Here is a 22881-nt window from a genome sequence, read left to right as displayed (position 1 = left end):
GGATCTAGGCTAAAGTGTGACGCAATCCGACCCGAAGCCTGGGGACGAAAGTAGTAGACTCAGGGCACGGAGCGATCTGGTTAAAGCCGCGAGCCGCGGCGGCCCCAGGAGGCTCACAACAGGGGGAGAGAAACGAAGATGATGCTTCATATCCAATCGGATACCCTGTGCTACATCATCGGGAAGGCCCGGGAATTTCAGGCCAAGGAAGAGGTGGTGCTGCCGGATACGCCCGCCAGCCCCAGCGAGGACTGGGCGCTGCAAGTCCTCGCCGACCACAGCGAGGACTACAGCGTGCGAGAGACGACCCGAGCGATCGGCGAAATGAGCGAGCGTCAGCGCGCCGAGCTGGTCGCCCTCATGTGGGTCGGGCGCGGCGACTACAGTATCGACGAGTGGGAGACCGCCGTCGACGACGCCATCGGCGACTATTCGCTCAACGCCGCCGGCTATCTACTCGCTCATCCAATGGTCGCAGATGATCTGGAGGAAGGGCTGATCGCCCACGGCTATTCCTGCCAGGACTAGCCGCAGCCTCGCGGACGAGGCGGTCAGAGGCTCTTGAGGCCGAGGACGTCCTGCATGTCGAACTGCCCCTTCTCTTGCTTGGCGATCCAGCCCGCGGCGCGCGCCGCCCCACGGGCGAAGGTCATCCGGCTCGAGGCCTTGTGCGCAATCTCCACGCGCTCGCCCTCGGCGGCGAACCAGACACTGTGCTCGCCGACCACGTCCCCAGCGCGAATCGTCTCGAAGCCGATGGTGGTGCGGTCACGGGCACCCGTGTGTCCCTCGCGACCATAGACCGCAACCTCCTTGAGATCACGATCCAGGGCCGAGGCGATGACCTCGCCCATGCGCAGCGCCGTTCCCGAGGGCGAGTCCACCTTGTGCCTGTGGTGCGCCTCGATGATCTCAATGTCCACATCATCCCCAAGCACGCGTGCCGCGATATCCAAGAGCTTGAAGCACAGGTTCACGCCAACGCTCATATTGGGCGCGAAGACGATGCCGATCTCCCCGCCGGCCGCGTCGATCGCCCCGCGCTGCGCCTCGTCAAGGCCAGTCGTGCCGATCACCGTGCGCTTGCCGGCGGCCCGGCACAGCTCCAGGTGCGCCATCGTCGCCGAGGGGCTGGTGAAGTCGATGAGCACATCGAAGTCGTCCATGACATCCGCCAAATCAGCGACCAGGCCGACCCCGAGCCGCCCGAGGCCCGCAAGCTCACCCGCATCGGCTCCGAGCAGGGAGCTCCCCGCCCGCTCGGTCGCGGCGCCAAGCCGCAGGCCGTCGGCCTCGGCCGCCGCCTGCACCAAGCTGCGCCCCATGCGCCCGCCGGCACCGGCGACGGCAATTCGTATCTCGCTCATGCGCTAAGTCCTAGAAAGTCTGTCGTCTCTGCATCAAGGCAGCCGAAGATCGCCAAGAGCGCTCGGCCTCCCAAATCCGCCTCGGCATCAAAGCCCCATCTTCTCGAAGAAGCTCTTGACCCCATCGAGCCAGGAATGGGACTGCGGATTGTGCCGTGAGCCGCCTTCCTGCACGCTGGATTCGAACTCGCGAAGCAGCTCCTTCTGCCGATCCGTCAGGTTGACCGGGGTCTCGACGGTGACGCGACAGATGAGATCGCCGACCACGCCGCCACGCACCGGCTTCACACCCTTGTTGCGGACCCGGAACATCTTTCCCGTTTGCGTTCCAGCGGGAATCTTGAGCATCACCTTGCCGTCGAGCGTCGGCACCTCCAGCTCGCCGCCCAGTGCCGCGGTTACGAAACTGATCGGCACCTGGCAGTAGAGGTTACTGTCCTCGCGGGTGAAGATGGAATGCTCCATGACCTGAACTTGGACATAGAGGTCGCCGGGAGGCCCACCTTGCTCGCCGCGCTCGCCCTCGCCGGCGAGCCGAATGCGGTCGCCCGTATCCACGCCAGCGGGCACCTTGACCGACAGCGTCTTCTCTTCCGGGATCCGCCCGCGCCCTCGGCAGTGGCTGCAGGCCTCTTCGATCACCGTTCCGGAGCCCCGGCACTCGGGACAGGTCTGTTGAATCGAGAAGAAGCCCTGCTGCATGCGCACCTGGCCCATGCCACCACAGGTCGGACATTGCTTGGGCTTGGTGCCCGGCTTGGCCCCTGTGCCGCCGCAGTGGTGGCAGTCGACCTGGATCGGAATCCGGATCTTGACCTCTTTGCCGGCGACCGCTTCTTCCAGCGTCAGCGAGAGATCGTAGCGCAGGTCCACGCCGCGCTGCGTGCGTCGCCCACCGCCGGCGCGACCGCCGAAGATGTCGCCGAAGACGTCGCCGAAGATGTCCGAGAAGGAGCCCGCACCCGCGAAGTCTCCAGGGCCGAATCCGCCCGCACCGGCATCCACGCCGGCATGTCCGAACTGATCGTAGGCCGAGCGCTTCTTGGCGTCGCTCAGGACGTCGTAGGCTTCCTTGGCTTCCTTGAACTTGGTCTCGGCGTCGGCGTCGCCCGTGTTGCGGTCGGGGTGATGCTTCATCGCGAGCCGCCGGAAGGCCTTCTTGATGTCGCCCTCGCTAGCGTTGCGTTGGACCCCCAGAACTTCGTAATAGTCGCGCTTTGCCATGTATTTTGCTTCCAGCCTACAGCCACCGAGCTTGTCCGGCCCCCAACGAAGGCGATCGCCTAAATAGAAAGCGCACGGGCGCTAATCGCGCCAGTACGCTTCACTTGATGGCAACAGGACGCCGGTGGCTAGCCCATCACCTCACTTCTTGTCGTCTTTGACCTCTTCGAACTCGGCGTCGACGACGTCGTCCGCGCTCGCATTGGCCCCGCCGGACTGGGCATCGCCCGCACCAGCGGCACCCGCCGCGCCGGCGGCCCCAGCCGCCCCGGCATCGCCGGTATCCGCGTAGAGACGCTCCGCCATCTTGCCAGAAATCTCGCCAAGCTTCTGGGTCAGGGACTCGATCTTCTCCTTGTCCTCGCCCTTCATAGCCTCTTCCAGCTCCTTGATCGCAGACTCGATGGAGTCCTTCTCACCGCTCTCCATCTTCTCGCCGAGCTGCTCCATCGACTTGCGGGTCGCGTGGATCATGCCGTCGGCTTGGTTGCGGGCCCCGACCAGCTCCTGGAAGTGGCGGTCGTCCTCGGCGTGCGCCTCGGCATCCTTGACCATCTGCTCGATCTCCTGGTCCGACAGACCGGAGGACGCCTTGATGACGATCGACTGCTCCTTTCCCGTGGCCTTGTCCTTGGCGGAGACATTCAGGATGCCGTTGGCGTCGATGTCGAACTTGACCTCGACCTGCGGCACGCCGCGCGGCGCCGGCGGGATGTCGCTCAGGTCGAAGCGACCGAGCGACTTGTTGCTCGCCGCGCGGTCACGCTCACCCTGCAGCACATGGACAGTCACCGCAGTCTGATTGTCGTCGGCGGTCGAGAAGACCTGCTGAGCCGAGGTGGGAATGGTGGTGTTCTTCTCGATCAGCTTGGTCATGACGCCGCCCAGGGTCTCGATACCCAGCGACAGCGGGGTCACGTCGAGCAGCAGCACGTCCTTGACCTCGCCGCCGAGCACACCGCCCTGAATGGCGGCGCCGATGGCAACGGCCTCATCCGGGTTGACGTCCTTGCGCGGCGTCTTGCCGAAGAACTCCTCGACCTTGGCCTGCACCTTGGGCATGCGGGTCTGACCGCCGACCAGGATGACCTCGTCGATCTCGCCCGCCCCGAGGCCGGCGTCCTTGAGCGCCACACGGCAGGGCTCGATGGTGCGGTTGATGAGCTCCTCCACCAGCGACTCCAGCTTGGCGCGGGTCAGCTTGAGGTTGAGGTGCTTGGGACCCGTCTGGTCAGCCGTGATGTAGGGCAGGTTGACGTCGGTCTGCTGGCTCGAGGACAGCTCGATCTTCGCCTTCTCCGCAGCCTCCTTGAGACGCTGCAGCGCCAAGGGGTCGTTGCGCAGATCGACGCCCTGCTCCTTTTTAAAGCTGTCGACCAGGTGGTCGATGATGCGCAGGTCGAAGTCCTCACCGCCGAGGAAGGTGTCGCCATTGGTCGACAGCACCTCGAATTGGTGCTCGCCCTCGATCTCAGCGATCTCGATGATGGAGATATCGAAGGTGCCGCCGCCGAGGTCGTAGACGGCGATCTTCTGATCGCCACGCTTCTTGTCCATGCCGTAGGCGAGCGCAGCCGCGGTCGGCTCGTTGATGATGCGCTTGACCTCGAGCCCGGCGATGCGACCAGCGTCCTTGGTCGCCTGGCGCTGCGAGTCGTTGAAGTAGGCCGGGACCGTGATGACCGCCTCGGTCACCTGGGTACCGAGATAGTCCTCGGCGGTCTTCTTCATCTTCTGCAGGACCTTGGCCGAGATCTCCGGCGGGGCCATCTTCTTGCCGTTCACCTCGACCCAGGCGTCACCGTTGTCCGCCTTGACGATCTTGTATGGGACCATGTCCTTGTCTTTGCCGACGACGCTGTCCTCGAAGCGGCGTCCGATCAGACGCTTGATGGCGAAGAGCGTGTTGGCGGGGTTGGTGACCGCCTGACGCTTGGCCGACTGACCGACCAGGACCTCACTCTCACCCGTGTAGGCGATGATCGAGGGTGTGGTGCGATCGCCTTCCGCGTTCTCGATGACCTTGACGTTGTCGCCCTCCATCACGGCGACGCACGAGTTCGTCGTGCCGAGATCGATGCCGATGATTTTTCCCATAGAGTGTTCTCCGAAATAGCTTTGTTGGCGCAGCGACGCCAAGTTATTCAATCAGTTGGGGAGAAGCCGGGTCCCCTTCAACCCGGTGCTCAGCTACCCTGCTGGGACACCATGACCAGGGCCGGACGCACCAGGCGCCCGTTGAGCGTGTAGCCCTTCTGGATGACCGCCACCACGGTGTTCGCGGGCAGGTCATCCCTTGGCTGCATCGACATCGCCTGGTGCAGCTCGGGATCGAACGGCTGCTCCAGCGGCTCGACCACCGCCACGCCGAACTTTTCCATCACATCGCCGAGCAGCTTGAGCGTCAGCTCGGTGCCCTCGCGCAGCTTCTCGACGTTGGCGCACTCATCCAATGCCGCGTTGTGACCCAGCTCAAGACTGTCGCGCACCTGCAGGAGCTCGCGCACGAAGCCGTCGAGTGCGAACTTGTGCGCCTTCTCCAGCTCGGCCGTGTGGCGGCGCCTGAGGTTCTCCATCTCCGCGCGCGCCCGTAGGAGCTGATCGCGATTCTCGGCCGCCTCGGTGCGCGCCGCGTCGAGGGCCGCACGCAGCTCTTCCGGCGAGGCCTGCGCCTCCCCGGACTCCTCGGCGGCCGACGGATCCGACTCGGCCTCGGGCGCACTCGCGTCCTTCTCCGCCGTCGTCGCCTCCATGTAGGCATCCACTGCAGCGCGCATGGCCGCATCTTCTGACGAAGATGCCTCCTGCTCAGCAGGCTCCACGTTCTGTGGATCCGGTTTCATCGATAACCTCCAGTTCTCTTCGATTGGCCCGACGCCAGAACCGCGCCTCGGCGGCTGGCCGTCAGACCATTGCAAACTCGCTCGGCACCTACTGCCTCAGTGCGGCGGCCAGCAGCCGCCCGGTGACGTCGACGATCGGGATGACGCGCTGATAGTCCATGCGCGTCGGCCCGATGACACCCAGAACGCCCACCACGCGCTGATCGACCCGATAGGTGGTGGTGACCAGACTGCAGTCGTCGAGCAGGTCGTAGCCGGACTCCTCGCCGATGAAGATCTGCACGCCGTCAGCCGCGATGCAACGATCCAGGATGTGCAGGATCTCGCGCTTCTTATTGAAGGCATCGAAGAGCTGCTTGAGGCGGTCCATGCTCGCCAGCTCGCCGAACTCCATCAGGTTGGTCTGTCCTGCAATGAAGCAGTCGTCTCTGGACTCTGCCGTCTCGACCACACCCTGCGCGATCGAGAGCGCCTGCATCATCATTTGATCCATGTGGGCGTGCGTCTGCTTGAGATCGTCCAGCAGCCGCTTGCGGATCTGACCGAGATCCTGCCCCGTGAAGATCGCGTTGAGATAGTTCGCGGCCTGCTCGAGCTGAGAGGCCGAAAAGGTTCGATCCGTATTGACGATGCGGTTGTGGACCTCTCCCTCGCTCGTCACCAGGATCGCGAGCACGCGCTTTTCCGACAAAGGTAGCAGCTCGATCTGGCGAAAGACGTGGCGCTCGTGACGTGGCATCATCACCACCCCCGCCAAGTGGGTGATCCCCGACAAGAGATTCGACGCCGTTTCGATCAAGGACTTCGGGTCCATACAGACGTCGAAGCGCGTGCGCAGCGAATCGATGTCGTGCTCCGACGGAGGCCGCACGGTCAGCAGCGAATCGACGAACAGCCGATACCCCGCCGCGGTCGGGACACGCCCCGCCGAGGTGTGCGGCGAGACGATCAGCCCCATGTCTTCGAGATCCGCCATCACGTTGCGGACGGTGGCCGGACTCAGGTCCAGCCCGGTGTCCTTCGCCAGGGTGCGGGAGCCGATGGGCTGCCCTTCCTTGATATAGCGCTCGACCAGGGCCTTCAGGAAGTGCAGAGCCCGCTCGCTGACAAAAGTCCCCGCATGCAGGGAGTCGCTTTCCGTTCTCTTCTTCTTGGTGCCCACGATAGTGACAACGCCTACTGCAAGGTTTGAGGGTTGTGCCCACTTTGGTTAGCACTCACCGCGACCGAGTGCTAACACGTGAATTTAGGGATTCCACCAGGGGCTGTCAAGGCTCGGACCTCTGCGCGAATAGGCGGGAAGGAGCGGGATTGGGGCATTTCGGGGCGCGTGCGACCGTCTTTCGACCACGCCGGCGGCAGCTCGACCAGCAGCGACGCCACGCCTGCTGCTTCAGGGCATGCCAACCTCAGGGCATACCAAGGGCGGCGGCAGTCTCGACGCAATGTTTCCGAGCAGCCGAGCGAGCCGGATCGACCGCCCGATCCGGACAGGAGCCGATCTCGCGAGCCTGCGGCAGGATTAGCAAGCGTCAGCGTATCGGGTAAGATCCTAGGATCGACCAACGCCCAGCCTGCCGATCCTCTCCGCGCCACAAGCTGGCGGAGATCCAAGGATTGGGGGAGCCACCCAACGCCGAGTGTTTCACGGTAGATAGCATTCATGCCGCCCTTCTCCACCGTCGGCATCATCGCCAAGCAAGGTGACCCCGAGCGCGTGCGCGCGACCCTGCGCCAGCTGCTGCAGCACCTGAACGCCCACCGCCTCCAAGTCCTGCTGGATGCGGAGAGCGCACACCTATTAGATGCTCCCATTGCCAGGGCGCAGACCATCGATGAGATCGGCACGCGCTGCGAGCTGGTGATCGTGGTCGGCGGCGACGGCACACTGCTCCACGCGGCACGCAGCATGTCGGCGTTCGGCGTCCCGCTCATGGGTATCAATCTCGGGCGTCTCGGCTTCCTCGTCGACGTTTCCCCGGAAGACATCGCATCCGCGGTCGATCAGACCCTCGCCGGCGAGCTGATCTCCGACACACGCTCCATGCTGAGCGCACGCATCATGGGTCCGGACGGCGCCGGTGCGCCGCACGCGGCATTGAACGACGTCGCCATCCACAAGTGGAACACGGCGCGCATGATCGAGCTGGAGATTTACATCGATGGCGCCTTCGTCAGCGCACAGCGCTCAGACGGACTCATCATCGCGACGCCGACCGGCTCGACCGCCTACGCGCTCTCTGGGGGCGGACCCTTGGTCGACCCCGCATTGGACGCCATCCTACTGGTGCCGATCTGCCCGCACGATCTGAGCAACCGCCCCCTCGTGGTGCCCGGCGACCGGCAGATCGAGGTTCGCATACACGCCCATGACGTCGGCCACGTCCAGGTCACCTGCGACGGCCAGACCGACCTGCGGCTGGCGGAAAATGAGCGTGTGCTCGTCGCGCGCCACCCGGATCGGGTCCATCTGCTGCATCCCAAGGGGCACGACCACTACGAGATCCTGCGCGCCAAGCTGCACTGGGGCGGCCACAATTCGAGAAGAGCCAAGCCATGCTGACACATTTGCAGGTCAGGGATTTGGCGATCGTCAGTCACCTGGAGCTGGACTGTCGCCGCGGCATGACCGCCCTCACAGGCGAAACCGGTGCCGGAAAGTCCATCCTGATCGACGCGCTCGGTCTGGTGCTCGGCGACAAGGCCGACGTGTCCATGATTCGCGCGGGCTCCGAGCGGGCCGAGATCCTCTGCGAGGTCGACCTCGGCGCGGCGCCAGCCGCCAGCGCCTGGCTCATCGAGCAGGGTCTGGACGATGACGGTCTGTGCATCATCCGCCGACGCATCGTGCGCGCGGGGCGCTCCCGCGCCTTCATCAACGGGAGCGCCGTCTCCGGCGCGCAGCTGCGCGCGCTCGGCGACCTCTTGATCGACATCCACGGACAGCACGCGCATCAATCGCTCCTGCGGGCGAACGCCCAGCGCGACCTCCTGGATGCCTATGGCGGCCATGCCGACAGGGCCACGGCGACGGCGAGCGCATTTCGCGCCTATCGCGACCTGGATCACCAGCTCGCGGAGCTGGAGGCGGCGAGCCAGGACCGCGCCGATCGCCTGGAGCTGCTGCGCTTTCAAGTCGAGGAGCTCGGCGCACTCGGCATGTCGGGCGAGGACATCGAGCAGCTCGACCAGGAGCAGCGCCGGCTCAGCCACCTCGGCCGGCTGCAGGAGACCGCGGGCGGCATCCTCCAGCTGCTCTCCGAGGGCGAGCCCGCCATCGCCGACCAGCTCGGGCTCGCGACCACCGAGATCACCGAGCTGGCCACCATCGACCCCGGGCTCGGCGAAAGCCGTGATCTGCTCGAGACGGCCAGCATCCATGTCGGCGAGGCGGCCGCCGGGCTGCGTCACTATCTCGACGGGCTGGACTTGGATCCCGCCGCGCTTCAAGAGGTCGAGAGCCGCCTGGCGCAGGTCCACGACCTGGCGCGCAAGCACCGCGTCTTTCCCGCCCAGCTCCCGGAGCTGCTGGCGGAGCGTCAGACCGAGCTGGAGCGCCTGGAGCAGGCGGGGGTCACGCTCGGCGACCTGCGCCAGCGTCGCGACGCGGCCTGGAAGACCTTCATGGAGCATGCCCGCAAGCTCAGCGCGGAGCGCTGCGCCGCGGCCGAGCGGCTCGCCGAGACCGTTTCCGAAGCCATGCAGCAGCTCGGGATGGCCGGCGGGCGGCTCAGCATCGAGCTCGAGGCACTCGCCGAGGAGCGCGTCGGCGCGGCTGGACTGGAGCGTGTCGAGCTCCTCGTCAGCGCCAACCCGGGACAGCCGATGCAGCCGCTAGCCAAGGTCGCCTCTGGCGGCGAGCTCTCGCGTATCAGCCTTGCGATCCAGGTTGCGACGGCCGAGTGCGGCACTGTGCCAACATTGGTGTTCGACGAGGTCGACGTCGGGATCGGCGGCGGCGTCGCCGAGATCGTCGGCCGTCTGCTGCGGCGGCTCGGCGACGCGCGCCAGGTGCTATGCGTCACCCACCTGCCGCAGGTCGCGGCCCAGGCGCATCAGCAATTGCGCGTGCGCAAAGAGGCGGTCGGCGGAGAAACCCATACCCGTATCGAGCCGCTCGACGAGGCGACCCGCGTCGACGAGATCGCCCGCATGCTCGGCGGCACCGAGATCACCGCGCGCACACGTGACCACGCGAGCGAGATGCTAGGCTGGGCGAGCGGATGATGGCGAGGAATTCGGCATCCTGCCGGCAGGCACCGCCTCGAGAGGTCAGGTCATGATCAAGAAGATCGGGGTCGAGCAGCTTGCGGTCGGCATGTATGTGCACGACCTCAACTGCGGCTGGATGGACCATGGGTTCATCCGCAATCGCTTCCTGGTCAAGGGCGACGAAGCCCTTGCGCGTATCCGCGACATCGGCATTCGCGACCTCTATATCGACACTGAGCGTGGACTGGATGTCTCCGAGGCCCCGACGGAGCTCGAGGTCGAAGAGGCCCTGGAGCAAGACCTGGCCCAGGTGGCCGCCGAGGAAAATCCGTCCGAAGAGCACGCGGTCTCGCTCGCGGAAGAGCGTCTCCATGCCCGTCGCATCCAAAACGAGGCGCTTGGACTGCTGAGCGGACTCACCGCCGATATCCGCGCGAAACGGCCGCTGAGCCTTGAGCACGTTCGGCCCTTGGCGGACGACTTGGTCGCTTCGGTCTGTCGCAACCCGGATGCCCTCATGGGCTACTCGCGCGTTCGCCGCCTGGGGCGCTATCAGCTCGAGCATGGCGTCAATGTCTCGACCCTTCTGGTCGCCTTCGGGCAAACGCTCGGACTCGACCGCGACGTCCTGAGCGACCTGGCAATCGGCGGTCTCCTCCACGACATCGGCAAGACCTATCTGCCCATCTCCGTCTTGAACAAGCCGGGACGCCTCACCGAGACCGAGCTTACCCAGATGCGCGAGCATGTCGCCCAGGGCTTCCGTGCCGCCGCCAGCATGCCGGACATCCCCAAGATTGCCTTGGCGATCATCGCCGAGCATCATGAGCGCATGGACGGTAGCGGCTACCCCAACCAGCGCAAGGGCGACCAGATCAGCCGCTACGGCCAGATGGCCGCCATCGTCGACGTCTACGATGCCATCACCTCGGAGCGCATCTACAGCAGCAAGGCGATGGAGCCGCACGAGGCCCTCCGCAAACTGCTCGAGTGGAGCAGGTATCACTTCAACCCAGAGCTGGTCCAGCACTTCATCCGCTGCGTCGGCATCTATCCAGTCGGCACCCTGGTCCGCCTGCACAGCGACCGGCTCGGCGTCGTGATCGAGTCCGGCAAGGAGGGGCCCTTCCACCCAGTCGTCCGCATCGTGATGGACACTCAGAAGCGCTACTTGAGCATCCAAGACCTCGACCTCTCGAAGCTCGCCCCGGGATCCGAAGAGCGAATCATGGGCGCCGAGCTGCCCGGCCGCTGGGGTATCGAACCGATCGAGGTCCTGCAGCTCCCCTCCAAGTAGGACCTACTTCCCCCCTCGAAAGTGACCGAGCAAAGCAGCAACAGCGCCCTCGAATCCGCAAGAAGTGTGAAAGGCGCACGCCGCGTGAGTAATCGTACGGACTTGGGAAATGTTCCATTTCCGTTATAATTGGAGAATTGGGGGCGCCTGCCAAGGGATGGCCATTGGTTTACGGCGAAAGGCTCCTAGGAAAGCACTGGGCGATGCCCGATCAATGGGTCCATAATAAAGCCCAGGCGATTTTAGGACGCACTGGGTGCTCGAAGACACCGAGCGCGACTGTCGAGAGCCGGCACGACCGGTGATCGGCAAATCCACAGGAGGTAAGGCAGTCATGCCGATGATTACGTCGTTTATCGAGAGCGAGGATCGGCTCGACCTTTCGTTTCATGGTGATCTGGATCTCACGATCACGCAAGAAGTCTGTCAGCTCTTTCTCAAGATCCCTTCCACGCTGAGAACCTGCATACTGGACTTGACCGAGCTAGAGCGTGTGTTCGACTCCGGGATGGCGCTGCTCTGGCTGCTCAACGAGCAACTGCAGCGCATTGGCGCAACCGTCGTCGTGCTCACGGATCATCCCGAGATCTTGCAGCGGCTCCCGCGCATCATGAGCAACGCCTTCAGCGTTGTCCCGCAGGACTCCGGCTTGGCGGCCTCCGCCCGCTAGTCGAGTCTCTCCGCAACGCTGCCGAGCAGGGACAGGGACGTCCCGACAGAATCCACCGCGACCGTGCAAGGACAGCGCGCCGATCGACCAGACTCCCCCCACACACGACCATCCCCCTGCCGAGCCCCGCAGATCGCCAGAAACGGGCTGCTTGGCCCTTAGGCCAAATCGCGTCTCGCTACCGGAGCGGCATCTGCAGAATCTCCTCGGGCTCGATCCGCCACCGTTGCGGCGACTCCGCACTGAGGATGCGATCTGGACGCCCCTTGGGCTGGCGCGCGAGATCGAGATCCTCGACCGGCAGATAGCGGCGGTGCTTGGCATCCATCACAACACGAACCACGGGATGGAACAGCTCCTCCCGGCCGGTCTCCAGGACCACCCCCAGTCGCCCGCTCTCGAGCATCACCAGGGTCCCCACCGGATAGATGCCGACGCAGCGAACGAATTGCTGGACCAACTGCGGATCGAAGTGATGCGCGCTCCATTCCAGCAGCTTACGAAGCGCCTGATGCGGCTCCATCCCCTTGTGGTAGACCCGATCTGAAGTGATGGCGTCATAGACATCGACGATCGAAGCCATCTTTCCCGCGAGGCTGATCCCCTTGAGATCCTTCTTGCCCGGATAGCCGCTGCCATCGGCGCGCTCATGGTGCTCCGCGGCGACCGCCAGGGCGGCCGGCGGAAAGCCCGGGATCTTCGCGAGCGTGTCACGGCTGTGGACCACGTGATTGCGCATCACGACGAACTCCGCGTCGGTCAGCTTGCCCGGCTTGTTTAGGATCTCGGGCGGGACCAGGATCTTGCCGATATCGTGCAGCAAGGCCCCCATGCCGATCTCATGGATCAGATTCTGGTCGAGCTCCAGGCTGCGCGCGAATGAGACCATGAGCACGGAGACATTGACCGAGTGCTCGAAGGTGTAGCGATCCATGCGCCGGATGCGTGCCAGTCCCATGAGTGCGTTCGGATTGCGGAAGATCGAGCCGACCATGGCGCCAACGACCGGCTGCGTCCGCTCCAGATCGATCTGCCGCCCCAGCCGCACGTCCTCCATGAGGCCAGCAACCAGATTGACGGCCTCGCCATGGATACGCTTCGCCTGAGCGCGCTCCTGGGCCAGGGAGACAGGTCGCGCGTCGGGATGCTCGTCTTGGGCGATCTCGCCCAGCCCGCCCTCCAGTCCGGCGATGACCTCGGCTTCGCTCGGCGCCGGTGAAGCATCGGCACCCTTCTCCGTGTCGATATAGAGCTCGCGCGTCCCAGTGCGCCGAATCTGCTGCAGGGTCTCGGGAGATTTCACCGCGAACTGGCTGCGCAGGAAGCCGTGGTCCATCCAGCCGCAGTTGAGATCGTGCACATACATGCCGACCTGCAGCTGGTCGATAGCGATCTTCTTTATCATTGAGGGAGCGAGAGGCTTTACAGCATACCGATTGAGATCAGGGCCTGAGTATCCCTGAAATCGAATCGTCACGCTGTGGAGCAGGTCGTGGTTTTCGCTTGAGCGATCGCATTGGATCGGGCCGAGGCATCCCTGCCGACCCTGACCGCCCCCGCGTCAGGCGGCCTGCGCTGTCGCGGCTCGCGCCCGATTCAGGGCGGAGATGACGGCCCGCAGCGAGGCCGCAACCGTGTCTCCATCGATGGCCGCGCCCGCGACACGCTCGCCGTCGACCTCCAGCCGGACATAGGCCGCCGCCTCCGCATCCGTTCCCTCGCCGATCGCATGCTCCTGGTAGTCCAGGACGCTGAGCCGGCGACCGCTCCAGCGCGTCCAGGCGTCCACGAAGGCGGCGATGGCGCCCTGCCCTTCGCCATGCAGCATGCTCACCCCCTCGGCCCCACGGATCCGCACCTGGATACGGTCATGTCCGTTGCGGTCCAGGCTGTAGCCGAGCAGACGATCCGGGGTCTGGTCCACAATGAATGACCGCTCGAAGACCGCGCGAATGCTGGCCGCGTCCATGACGCCGCCGCGCGCCTCGGTCTCGCGCTGGACCAGTCTGGCCAGCTCGGCCTGCATCCAGCGCGGCAGCACCAGGCCGTACTCGCGCTCCAGCACAAAGGCAACGCCGCCCTTTCCCGACTGACTGTTGACCCGGATGACCGCCTGATAGCTGCGGCCGACGTCCTGCGGGTCGATCGGCAGATAGGCGACCTGCCAGGCGGTGTCATCGCCTTGACGCGCCAGACACTTGCGGATGGCGTCTTGATGGCTCCCGGAGAAGGCCGTGTAGACCAGCTCGCCGACCCAGGGATGCCGCGGATGGACCGGCAGACCCGTGCACTGGGTGCAGACCTCGATGATCTCGTCGGGCTGGCTCAGGTCCAGTCCGGGATCGATCCCTTGGCTGTAGAGATTCATCGCCAGCGTCAAGAGATCGGCGTTTCCGGTCCGCTCGCCATTCCCCAGCAAGGTGCCCTCGACCCGGTCCGCCCCGGCCAGCATCGCCAGCTCCGCCGCGGCCACGGCGCCACCGCGATCGTTGTGCGTATGCACGGAGAGCAGGATCCCCTCTCGCCGACGGATGTGGGTCGCGAAATACTCGACCTGATCGGCGAAGACGTTCGGGCTGGATACCTCCACGGTCGCAGGCAGATTGATGATGCAGGGGCGCTCGGGCGTCGGCTCCCAAACGTCCAGCACCGCATCGCAGACCTCGACCGCATAGTCCATCTCGGTCGCGGTGAAGCTCTCCGGCGAGTACTGGAAGGTCCAGCGCGTCTGCGGATACTCGGCCGCCATCTGCCGCACCCAGACCGCGCCCTGGCGTGCGATGGCCTTGACGCCTTCCCTGCCCTGGCCGAAGACCCAGTCGCGCTGGGCCGGGGAGGTCGAGTTGTAGACGTGCACGATCGCCTGACGCACACCGCGCAGTGCCTCATAGGTGCGCCGGATCAGCTCCTCGCGCGCCTGGACCAGGACCTGAATGGTGACGTCCTCCGGGATCTGGTCCTCCTCGATCAGCCAGCGCACGAAATCGTAGTCCGGCTGACTCGCCGCCGGAAAACCCACCTCGATCTCCTTGAAGCCGAGCCTGACGAGCAGTCCCCAAAGCCGCCGCTTCTGAGCCACGCTCATCGGCTCGAAAAGGGCCTGATTCCCATCGCGAAGGTCCACGCTAGCCCAGATGGGCGCGGCTTGGACGGTTTTGTTCGGCCATTGGCGATTGGGTAAATCCACCACCGGGCCAGGGCGGTATCTGCGGTGGTCGAAGCTGCTCATGGGGCTCTCCCTGGGTCGGTCTTTCAAGGTGTCTGTAAGCCGTTGAACCTAATGGGTGCAGTTGGGCCGCAAAGATCACAAAGGATTTCAATACCTTGTCTGCGAAGCGATGCTGGCGTCGACCATCGATTGTCCCGGCGTCCCGCCGCAGGGTGGACTAGCGCAGCCCACCAACGCCGGCGCGGGATTCGGTGGACTTCGCTCTCGCTCGTCCACCCTACAGGTCCAAGTGACGATCAAGGCCGCGATGCTCAGTCAGAGGCTGAGGCGAGGCGGCGATGCAAGCCTCTGTTTTCCTCCTGTCCTTCACGCCTTTGCGGTTCCAATTGCCGAATCTAGGTTGAAGCATCGGGAGCCAGAAGGTCCAAGCCTTCCAGCTCCGAGACGCAGCGATGCCGCGAAGGCATCTGGCGTCTGGGGTCTCTTTGTTCCGCCGCCTTGGTCAGGCCGGATCCGCTCCTCTCCTGGTTGGGACTGGGAGCCTGGTCGACGCACGCCTTGTGGGCGCTTGCCTGAGTGCCGGCCGGTAAGCCGACGGTTGAAAGCTTACGCAAGGTCGCGCGGCAGGTGATTGCCAATAAGGGCGCCATTCACATCATTTGAGCAAGATTCTGCTAAATTAACTTGGCTAGACAGCATCAGAGCTGCAGCGGACCCTGCCCAGCCGGCAACCGCATGGCGCATGAGCGCTTCATCAGGAGGACTCAGTGAAGATCGACCGCTACGACCGCCGCATCCTCGCCGAGCTTCAGCAGGACGGCCGTATCAGCAACCAGGAGCTCGCGGACCGCATCGGCCTCTCCCCCTCGCCCTGCCTGCGACGGGTTCGCGCGCTCGAAGAGGCCGGCCTCATCACAGGCTATCGGGCCACTCTGGACGCTCAGAAGCTCGGATTGAGCCTCATGGTGATTCTCAGCATCTCCATGGACAGACACACCCCCGAGCGCTTCGAGCGCTTCGATGCCGCCGTCAAGGACATGCCGGAAGTGCTCGAATGCCTGCTGATCACCGGCCGGGAGGCGGACTATCAGCTCAAGGTCGTCGTCCGCGACATGGATGCCTACCAGGACTTTCTCTTGAACAAGATCACACGTTTGGAAGGTGTTTCAGGCGTTCACTCCAGTTTCGTGCTGAGACGGGTTCTGGAAGGGAGCAATCTGCCGATACCCTAGGAGAGGCTTCACAAGGTGAGACTTCGAGAAACTGCGGGTGGACAAGGGCGCGCTTCAGCCCCTTGGAGGCAAGCCCTCAGCGCGACACCAAGGCGCTGCCGGTCGTGCCAGAGAAAGACAGATGCCGCGCAGCATCCACCGCAAAGCCTCTCGAAAAGAATGGCATGAGTGATGCTGCGGTGTAGGCAAAGACCGCCATTCGCCAACCGAGCTAGGGAGCGAAGATATGTACATCGAGCAGATCCAAGAGCAGCCGATCAGCCATGATCAACAAGACCGGGAGCGCGCGCGCCGGATGCGGGGCGTGCTGAGCGAAATGTCACTTCGTGACGAAAACCTGCTCTATGCGAACACAGAGGGCGTCAGCCAGAACAACAAATCGCTCGGCTTCCGCCCGGGATACCTGAACAGCCGCAATGGCGAGTGTGCGCTGTCACGTTTCAGTGACGGCCGTCTCGCACCTGTCCATGTCCTCGACGGCCTGCCCGACCAGTGGATTCGCACGCGCGACAGCAAGGGCAAGGTCGCCGAGCTCGAGCCCGGCGTCATCTCCGGGTTCATCCGCGACGGACGTTTCTACACGCGCGAAGAGGCCATGCGCGCGGCGGCGCACTGAGACGATGTCCTGCTCGAACGCTCAGTCATGCGCCCCCATGGCCAATTCGGCCAGACCGCGCCCCAGCTCGATCACCTCGCGGGCGCGATGGAACTCATGTGCGGCGCAGGAGTCGCGCGGCACATCGATCAGCACATCCGGGTGATACGCCGCCACCTTGGTCGCCGCAATGGCGTTCTGCATGGTCTCGAATGACCGCGTCGTCAGCTCGAAGACACCCAGCTTCTGGGCACCTCCCCCGCCGAAATTGTCACTGATCGCATCCAGGAACTGACGAATTCTGTCCTGATAGCTGCGCTCATCGGAAGACTCCCGGCCACGTTGCTGCACTTGCTTCTGCAGCTTTGTCGGGATACGCACCGTCATGGCGTTCAAGTTCACCGCAACGGTCAGATCCGTGAAGTCCCTGAACGTCGGCGCAATGGGGACCGGATTGAGCAGGCCGCCGTCGACCAGCGTCATTCCCTGATACTCGTGCGGGGTAAAGACGCCGGGAACGGCAATGGATGCACGGATGGCGTCGAATAATGGCCCCTCGGAGATCCAGACCTCACGCTGCCGGTCGATGTCCGTCGCCACCGCCGTGTAGCTGACGGGCAGGTCCTGGATCTCCCGATCGCCGACCATGGCCTTGAGCGTATCCATGATCCGATCGCCCTTGAGCAGCCCATCGCCGCTGAAGGCGAAATCCAGGAATCTCAGCACGTCTGCCCGATTGAGCGCACAAACCCAGCGCTTATAGGCTTCCAGCTCGCCCGCCGCATGAATCCCCCCAACCAGCGCCCCCATGGAGGCACCACTGATCGACGCGATGCGGTAGCCGTGCTCCTCCAGCCACTCGATAATGCCGATGTGGGCCAGCCCACGGGCACCACCGCTGCCGAGGGCTAAGGAGACACTGGGCTTCTTGCTGGACATGACATGGACCCATCGAGACTCGGGATGGGCCCGAGATTGGCCGAAAATGCCGGATCAGGTCAATGCGATCCGATCAGTCGTCGATGATCATCTCCAGACGATAAGCGGCCACCTCTCCCCGGCGCGCGGCGCTGCGCATGAGGTAGACACGGATCTTGTAGTCGCCGCTGGCGGGCAGCGTCCCTTCGGACTGATTGCCAGATGTGGAGCCGATGAACATCGCCTCGTTGTCCTTTCCTGGCGCCAGGATATTGAAATAGTTGGCCGTATTGCTGGTGGCCATGCTGACGTTCATGGACTGACCTTTGCGGGCGCCCAGCACATAGTCCACGCCTTCATAGCCCTTGATCGAGCTCTCGACGGTCGCGCTGCTCGCACCCTTCTTGAACTGGACGCGCTCGGTTCGGATGTCGTCGGCCAGAACCGGCGCGCCCGCCAACAAGAAAATACCCAGCGTCGCTGCGATTGCTTTCACGATTGATCCCCTTGCATGGACGAATTTGATCTTGGGAAATCGAGCCGACCGGCTCTCCCCCCATCACCGGACACGCAAACGTATCTGGTATGACCGGGGGCGATTGCCGCGGTTGATGACCTCGACGACGTGATCCCCCGACTGCCAAAGCTGTCCCCGGTAGGCTTGCGCAGCGCCCACCTGCTCAAGCAAGAAGGATCCGTCGGGGTTGAAGATCTGGTAGTAGAGATCAGGTCCGCCCGCATCCAAGCGCGCACGCAGATCCTGTCCGTTCGACGCGCGCAGCAGGTAACGACGCGACTCGCCGGGCATGAGCGACCCGCTCAGCTCGGCGCCGCTCGTCCCGGGCTTGAAGCGCACCCGCTCCGTCGAGGTCCCGCCCTGACCGGCAGGCGGCGGACTGGGCTGTTGAACGGCGGCGCCTTCCCGCAGGTAGCGCGCATTCACCCAGCCCCGCTCGCGCATGTCCGAGCGCATCTCGATCTCGCACCAGCGCGATCGGCCTTGCCCCTTGCAGCGGAGCCTGTAAACCGAGTCGCCGTTGCCGAGCGCGCCCAGGATCCGGTAATTGGTGCCCGGACCGCTTCTGACATTGAGCACGTCGCCGGCCCCAACGTCGGGCACCCTGACCATGTCTCCTCCACTCGCGTCAGCGCCGCCGCCAGGGAGATAGGCGTTCTGCAGCCGGCCTTCGGCGAAGAATTCAACCATTCGCCCTCCGCCCCGATCGAACGAGCAGGCAAAGGACTCCTTGCGTGTCTCGAGAAAGATGTCGCCATTGATTGCGTGCGTGCCATCGACGCGCTGGCCGTTGTACTTCATCTCGGTGCGCGCCTGACCCTCGCGGAAAAAGGACTTCCCGACCCGCGCGCAGGCATCGAGCATGGCACCAGTGGATCGGGCGTCGGCCGGCGCCGTGATCCCCAGGATGCAGACCAGCATCATCAACAGGTGCGGAGATGCTCGCATGTCGATCGATCCTCCATTGGCGTCAAGAGTAAAGCGCGAGACGAATCATTCACCGCCGACCGTCGACCGCTCCCACGGCGAACGCTCGAATGCCTTCGCCTCGGCTTCGCTGCCAGGCGTGTAGAAGCTGTGGATCCCATCGTCGGTGAAATAGCGCCAGAACTGCGCCTCTAGCTGGGCATCCTGGATCCTGAAGTCGCCGGCGGCTTGCCGCTCCTCGAGATACTGCCGATAGGCGTCCAGAGGCTCGGGGCCGGGCTGCTGGAAGATGATGCGGCCGCCGTACTGGCGATAGAGGGCGCGGTTCAGCTTCCACTGACGGATCATCGAGCGCGCCATGTCTCGACGCATCGTCTCGACTTGCGCGGCCTCCTCCGGTGAGAGGTCGTCTTCGGCCGTCAGACCCTTGGCGCGCATCCCGCGGCGCATGTCCTCGACGAAGGCGTCGATCTCGGCGTCCGTGACCTCGATTCCCTGGCGCTCGGCATAACGATCGAACAGCCTGCTCAGCACAATTTGCTGCATCGCCTCCGCGTCCTCGGCGCGCACCTCCTCGCCGAGCACGGTCGCGACGATTGGCGCCTGGGCGTCAGGCTGCGCCGTCCCGTCCTCTAGCGCTTGGTCGGATGCCTGCGGAGTGACTGTCGCCGCGCCGAGCAGCAGCGGCAACATCATTAGGGACAACAAGCGCTTTGGAGCTCGCATGGCACAGGCCTCGGTGAATCTAGAATTGGCGAATCGAGCCGCAAAGGCCCAAGGGACGCGAAGCGGGGCAAGGGCTCGACTGGAGTGCAGCACTCACCTGCCGGGCGAGCCAAACCGACTCCTCGGTGCGTTGAGATCCTTTGCGCCCTTGGCCGCTTTGCGGTTCAACAGCACGTCCTTTGGTGATGGTTTCGGCCGGAATGGGCGGAGCCATCGCACCCGCTTCGGCTGCAATCCGCGCAACCCTTAGCGACCAGCCGGTCTGAAGGAGGTCTATCTTGCGGTCGGCCGTGGAAGCGACCACCGTGGTGACCGGATACTCCTCGGCCGCCTCCCAATCGGAAGGATGGCGCTTGCCCTCCAAGCCGGCGACGGCCTGCTCGAGCTCCTCTTCGGCGTAGGCCCCGAGCACCATGCCCAGATGGGTTAGCTCCCAGGGATCGCTGTGGCTGCCGGCGACGATGACGGGCGTGCCGAGGTGCGTCACCGTCCACAGCTTCTTGGAGAACGCCAGGGGCAGGCGCACGCAGCCGTGCGAGGCGGGATAGCCCGGCAGCTTGCCCGCATGCAAGGCGATGCCGTCCCAGGTGAGGCGATTCATATTCGGCATGGGCGCGTTGTTGTAGGTCGAGGACCGGATCCCGTTGCGGTAAACATGCACCAGCTGCTCCGGGATCCAGACCACCACGGCCACGCCCCCCTTCGGCGAGCGCTCCGGATGCCAGGTGAACTCACCAGGTTGGAGGTCCTGGATCTCCTTGACGATCTCGGACGCCAAGTCGCGCGAGGTCAGATACAGCGGGGCCGCGCTCAAGGCAGCCAGGCGAAGCAATGCAGGTTTGCGGGTGATACGTTTGCGGGTGATACGTTGGGTCATAGCCAGTCCGGATCCTCTCGAAAAAAGTCGTCGTGCCGACAGCCTTTGGGAGGGCGAGCTCACTTACGCAAGGCAGCGTCGTGACCAAGTCTAAAACGCGAGGCTTTTCAGATTCTCCCGAGCTGATATTGCAAACGGATTTAAGTGGGTATCCGTAGCGCTACGGGTAGGGAATCCCGGCAGGCGACCAAACGCCTTGTGTTTGCAATGCGGTCATCTAGCCCCATTTCCCCCCGCGTTTGGGCGGCGCTGGCAGATGTTCCGAGCAGCTGATTGCGCGCGGAGAGAGGGCGGATCCGCGACGCCCCGAGCTGCGACGCGGTCGACAGGACCTGGCCCCAAACCGAGCGCAGCCAAATGCCTTCCTTGCGGCAACAGAGAAGTCCGACATGATTGATAAACGTGCGCCTTCGACTTTCGCTTCCGCCCTCGCGCTCAGCGCGGTGCTCGCCGGCTGCGGAGGATCGCCCTCTTACAATGCCGGCTCGACCGAGAGCGCCCAGATCGACATGGGGCCGGCGGACTACGACGCCGGCGGCACCATGCCCTGCTCGGCGGGCCGTGCGAGCTTCAATGAGGCGTGCGGCTGGCGTGTCGTTCGCGACGGATCGGGCGGCGCCGAGATCTGGATCTCTAACATCGCCAGGGAGACGAAGCCCGCCTATCGCGTGCTGACCTTCTCGAAGGGCGAATTCACCACCCGCGACGGCACCCCGCTGCAGGCGACACGGGACGGCGACAGGTGGACGATCACGGCCTCCGACGGCGGTTTCTTCCGCTTCCCGGATGCAGTGATCACTGGGGGCTGATGCCGCCGGACTCCACTCACCCGCTCGATCTACAAGACATCAAGCCTCCAAGACACCCAAGAGCTAGGGAAAAGACCGAGATGAAAAGCGTGTTTCACCTCGCCGCGCTCGGCACTGCCGCCGCGCTTGCGCTATCCGGCTGCGGCTCGACAGGCAGCTATGAGTCTGGAAGCACTGCCGCGCCGCCTTCCGGCTCCGCGATGAGCGGGCAGAGCGACACTTGGTATACCCGCCTCGTTGGGGCCGCCGACGACGGAGCGGAAAACCAGCTACGCATCAAGGGCTTCCGTCAGGTCGACTCCTTCGAGTCGGGCCGCGATGGCTATGGCTCGGTTTGGTACAGCGACGCCACCGGGCAGTGTCTGCAGGTGATCGCGGTTAGTGGGCGCGTGGATTCCTCGCAGGACATCCAGACCCACCCGCGCTGCCGGCGCTGATCGGTGGGGGTTGATCCAATCTCGGGTGTTCAGATCCCTGCCGGCTCGGCTGGGACCTGGACGCCCGCCTCGAGACCCGGCAAATCCAGAGACCCCGCAAAGCCTCCGCGAACAGTCGGAAAAGCGCCAAGCCCTCCGCCCCATCGCCTGCATCAGGACAGAGAGCACAGAGAAGACAGAGAACGGTGAAAAATAACTGGACCAATCCACTCTTCAACTCTGTGATCTCTGTGTCCGCTGTGGTGAATCTTCTAAACTGCGAAGACGTATGACGATGCTGGACAATGCTCCAACGCTCGACACCGCCACCTCGGAGGCTCTGCGCCTGTTCGCCCAGCGGATCACGGCCAAGTACGACGTGCTGGACCTGATGCTGTTCGGCAGTCGCGCCCGCGGCGATCACACCCGCGACAGCGACGCCGATGTTGCCGTACTGCTGCGCGGCGATCACCAGCGCCTGCTGCCCACCAAGCTCGCGATGGCCGACGAGGCCTTCGACGTTCTGCTGGAGACCGGCATTCGCATCCAACCCCTGCCCATCTGGGAAGACGAGTGGGCGGACCCGGATCACTACGCCAATCCCCGCTTGCTGAAGAACATCGCCCGCGAGGGTCTGCGCTTGTGACCAAGCCGAACGACCGTGCAGCGCTGATGCAGAAGGCCGACCGGGCCTTGGCGTCGGCTCGCCTGTTGCTCGATGCCGGAGACACGGACGGGGCCTGCAACCGCGCCTACTACGCCATGTTCGATGCCGCGCGGGCCGCGCTCGCCAACGAGGTCGAGCTCGAGACCACCAAGACCCACGGCGGTCTCATCGCTGCCTTCGGGCTCCAGTTGGTCAAGCCCGGTCGGTTGCCAAAGGCGCTGGGACGGATGCTGAATCGCGCGGAGGAGGTTCGGCTGCTGGCGGACTACACCGGCGGCTCGGTTGAGTCCGCGGATGCACGCGAGCTGCTCTCTCAGGCCGAGGACTTCGTCGATGCGGTGCGGAACTATCTGGATGATGGCTCCCGAGGCACTGATGGCACGCCGGCCGACCACGCGTAGACCGGGATGCGGCA

The 22881-nt window shown here is 64.4% G+C and carries 23 protein-coding genes; 11 read left to right on the top strand and 12 right to left on the bottom strand.

The window, feature by feature from the left end; all coding sequences use genetic code 11:
* The first annotated feature begins 141 nt into the window (after positions 1–141).
* Entirely contained in the window at positions 142–528 is a 387-nt protein-coding gene (locus tag G3446_RS03505) for a DUF3775 domain-containing protein (RefSeq protein ID WP_164451029.1), read from the top strand.
* Between the two features lie 23 nt (positions 529–551).
* Here G3446_RS03505 and dapB read toward each other — a convergent pair whose 3' ends face one another.
* From dapB to hrcA, 5 genes are all read right to left on the bottom strand, one after another.
* The gene (dapB, locus tag G3446_RS03500) at positions 552–1367 is read right to left on the bottom strand and encodes a 4-hydroxy-tetrahydrodipicolinate reductase (RefSeq protein WP_164451018.1); all 816 of its coding nucleotides are present in this window, start codon (positions 1365–1367) and stop codon (positions 552–554) included.
* A gap of 87 nt (positions 1368–1454) precedes the next feature.
* The gene (dnaJ, locus tag G3446_RS03495) at positions 1455–2591 is read right to left on the bottom strand and encodes a molecular chaperone DnaJ (RefSeq protein WP_164451017.1); all 1137 of its coding nucleotides are present in this window, start codon (positions 2589–2591) and stop codon (positions 1455–1457) included.
* A 141-nt stretch (positions 2592–2732) separates the two neighbouring features.
* Positions 2733–4688: a molecular chaperone DnaK gene (dnaK, locus tag G3446_RS03490; protein WP_164451016.1), complete on the bottom strand. Its 1956-nt coding sequence runs from the start codon at positions 4686–4688 to the stop codon at positions 2733–2735.
* A gap of 89 nt (positions 4689–4777) precedes the next feature.
* The gene (gene grpE, locus G3446_RS03485; protein ID WP_164451015.1) at positions 4778–5434 is read right to left on the bottom strand and encodes a nucleotide exchange factor GrpE; all 657 of its coding nucleotides are present in this window, start codon (positions 5432–5434) and stop codon (positions 4778–4780) included.
* Between the two features lie 88 nt (positions 5435–5522).
* Complete coding sequence (hrcA, locus tag G3446_RS03480; RefSeq protein WP_342450022.1) at positions 5523–6596, bottom strand: heat-inducible transcriptional repressor HrcA; 1074 nt, start codon at positions 6594–6596, stop codon at positions 5523–5525.
* A gap of 501 nt (positions 6597–7097) precedes the next feature.
* Here hrcA and G3446_RS03475 point away from each other — a divergent pair.
* The 4 genes from G3446_RS03475 to G3446_RS03460 all read left to right on the top strand — a co-directional run bounded on the left by G3446_RS03475 (position 7098) and on the right by G3446_RS03460 (position 11613).
* Positions 7098–7997, top strand: a complete 900-nt coding sequence (locus G3446_RS03475; protein ID WP_164451014.1) for an NAD(+) kinase — start codon at positions 7098–7100, stop codon at positions 7995–7997.
* The gene (recN, locus tag G3446_RS03470) at positions 7991–9661 is read left to right on the top strand and encodes a DNA repair protein RecN (protein ID WP_164451013.1); all 1671 of its coding nucleotides are present in this window, start codon (positions 7991–7993) and stop codon (positions 9659–9661) included. The genes G3446_RS03475 and recN overlap by 7 nt, the downstream gene beginning before the upstream one ends.
* Positions 9662–9713: 52 nt before the next feature.
* Positions 9714–10943, top strand: coding sequence for an HD-GYP domain-containing protein (locus G3446_RS03465; protein WP_164451012.1), 1230 nt, complete (start codon positions 9714–9716; stop codon positions 10941–10943).
* 334 nt (positions 10944–11277) lie between these two features.
* A complete protein-coding gene (locus G3446_RS03460) occupies positions 11278–11613 on the top strand; it encodes an STAS domain-containing protein (RefSeq protein ID WP_164451011.1) in 336 nt (111 codons plus the stop codon).
* Between the two features lie 178 nt (positions 11614–11791).
* Here the strand turns inward: G3446_RS03460 and G3446_RS03455 are convergent, their stop codons facing one another.
* Together G3446_RS03455 and leuA are read right to left on the bottom strand one after the other, a co-directional pair.
* Positions 11792–13018, bottom strand: coding sequence for a cyclic di-GMP phosphodiesterase (locus tag G3446_RS03455; protein ID WP_164451010.1), 1227 nt, complete (start codon positions 13016–13018; stop codon positions 11792–11794).
* Between the two features lie 156 nt (positions 13019–13174).
* Positions 13175–14842 carry a 2-isopropylmalate synthase gene (gene leuA, locus G3446_RS03450; protein WP_164451009.1) on the bottom strand — a complete coding sequence of 556 codons (1668 nt, stop codon included), beginning with the start codon at positions 14840–14842 and terminating at the stop codon, positions 13175–13177.
* 707 nt (positions 14843–15549) lie between these two features.
* Here leuA and G3446_RS03445 point away from each other — a divergent pair.
* Both G3446_RS03445 and G3446_RS03440 read left to right on the top strand, forming a co-directional pair.
* A complete protein-coding gene (locus tag G3446_RS03445) occupies positions 15550–16014 on the top strand; it encodes an Lrp/AsnC ligand binding domain-containing protein (protein WP_164451008.1) in 465 nt (154 codons plus the stop codon).
* Between the two features lie 226 nt (positions 16015–16240).
* A complete protein-coding gene (locus G3446_RS03440) occupies positions 16241–16630 on the top strand; it encodes a hypothetical protein (protein ID WP_164451007.1) in 390 nt (129 codons plus the stop codon).
* 21 nt (positions 16631–16651) lie between these two features.
* On the opposite strand, the gene G3446_RS03435 is transcribed toward G3446_RS03440, so the two are convergent.
* The 5 genes from G3446_RS03435 to G3446_RS03415 all read right to left on the bottom strand — a co-directional run bounded on the left by G3446_RS03435 (position 16652) and on the right by G3446_RS03415 (position 20574).
* Complete coding sequence (locus G3446_RS03435; RefSeq protein WP_164451006.1) at positions 16652–17548, bottom strand: patatin-like phospholipase family protein; 897 nt, start codon at positions 17546–17548, stop codon at positions 16652–16654.
* Between the two features lie 73 nt (positions 17549–17621).
* The gene (locus G3446_RS03430) at positions 17622–18023 is read right to left on the bottom strand and encodes a hypothetical protein (RefSeq protein ID WP_209262239.1); all 402 of its coding nucleotides are present in this window, start codon (positions 18021–18023) and stop codon (positions 17622–17624) included.
* Positions 18024–18086: 63 nt separating this feature from the next.
* Positions 18087–18992 (bottom strand): SH3 domain-containing protein, encoded by a 906-nt coding sequence (locus G3446_RS03425; RefSeq protein ID WP_164451005.1) that lies wholly within the window; start codon positions 18990–18992, stop codon positions 18087–18089.
* Positions 18993–19037: 45 nt separating this feature from the next.
* Entirely contained in the window at positions 19038–19697 is a 660-nt protein-coding gene (locus G3446_RS03420; protein ID WP_164451004.1) for a hypothetical protein, read from the bottom strand.
* A 19-nt stretch (positions 19698–19716) separates the two neighbouring features.
* Positions 19717–20574 (bottom strand): L,D-transpeptidase family protein, encoded by an 858-nt coding sequence (locus tag G3446_RS03415; RefSeq protein ID WP_164451003.1) that lies wholly within the window; start codon positions 20572–20574, stop codon positions 19717–19719.
* Positions 20575–20963: 389 nt separating this feature from the next.
* Between G3446_RS03415 and G3446_RS03410 the strand changes: the two genes are divergently transcribed.
* From G3446_RS03410 to G3446_RS03395, 4 genes are all read left to right on the top strand, one after another.
* Positions 20964–21383, top strand: a complete 420-nt coding sequence (locus tag G3446_RS03410; RefSeq protein WP_164451002.1) for a hypothetical protein — start codon at positions 20964–20966, stop codon at positions 21381–21383.
* An 80-nt stretch (positions 21384–21463) separates the two neighbouring features.
* Positions 21464–21820 (top strand): hypothetical protein, encoded by a 357-nt coding sequence (locus G3446_RS03405; RefSeq protein ID WP_164451001.1) that lies wholly within the window; start codon positions 21464–21466, stop codon positions 21818–21820.
* 274 nt (positions 21821–22094) lie between these two features.
* A complete protein-coding gene (locus G3446_RS03400) occupies positions 22095–22445 on the top strand; it encodes a nucleotidyltransferase domain-containing protein (protein ID WP_164451000.1) in 351 nt (116 codons plus the stop codon).
* The gene (locus tag G3446_RS03395) at positions 22442–22867 is read left to right on the top strand and encodes a HEPN domain-containing protein (RefSeq protein ID WP_342450021.1); all 426 of its coding nucleotides are present in this window, start codon (positions 22442–22444) and stop codon (positions 22865–22867) included. Before G3446_RS03400 ends, G3446_RS03395 begins: the two co-directional genes overlap by 4 nt.
* Positions 22868–22881: the final 14 nt, after the last annotated feature.

Source organism: Thiorhodococcus minor, assembly GCF_010820565.1.
Classification (GTDB): domain Bacteria; phylum Pseudomonadota; class Gammaproteobacteria; order Chromatiales; family Chromatiaceae; genus Thiorhodococcus; species Thiorhodococcus minor.
The sequence above is the reverse complement of the archived record's forward strand: the minus strand, read 5'-3'. Positions and strand labels throughout refer to the sequence as shown.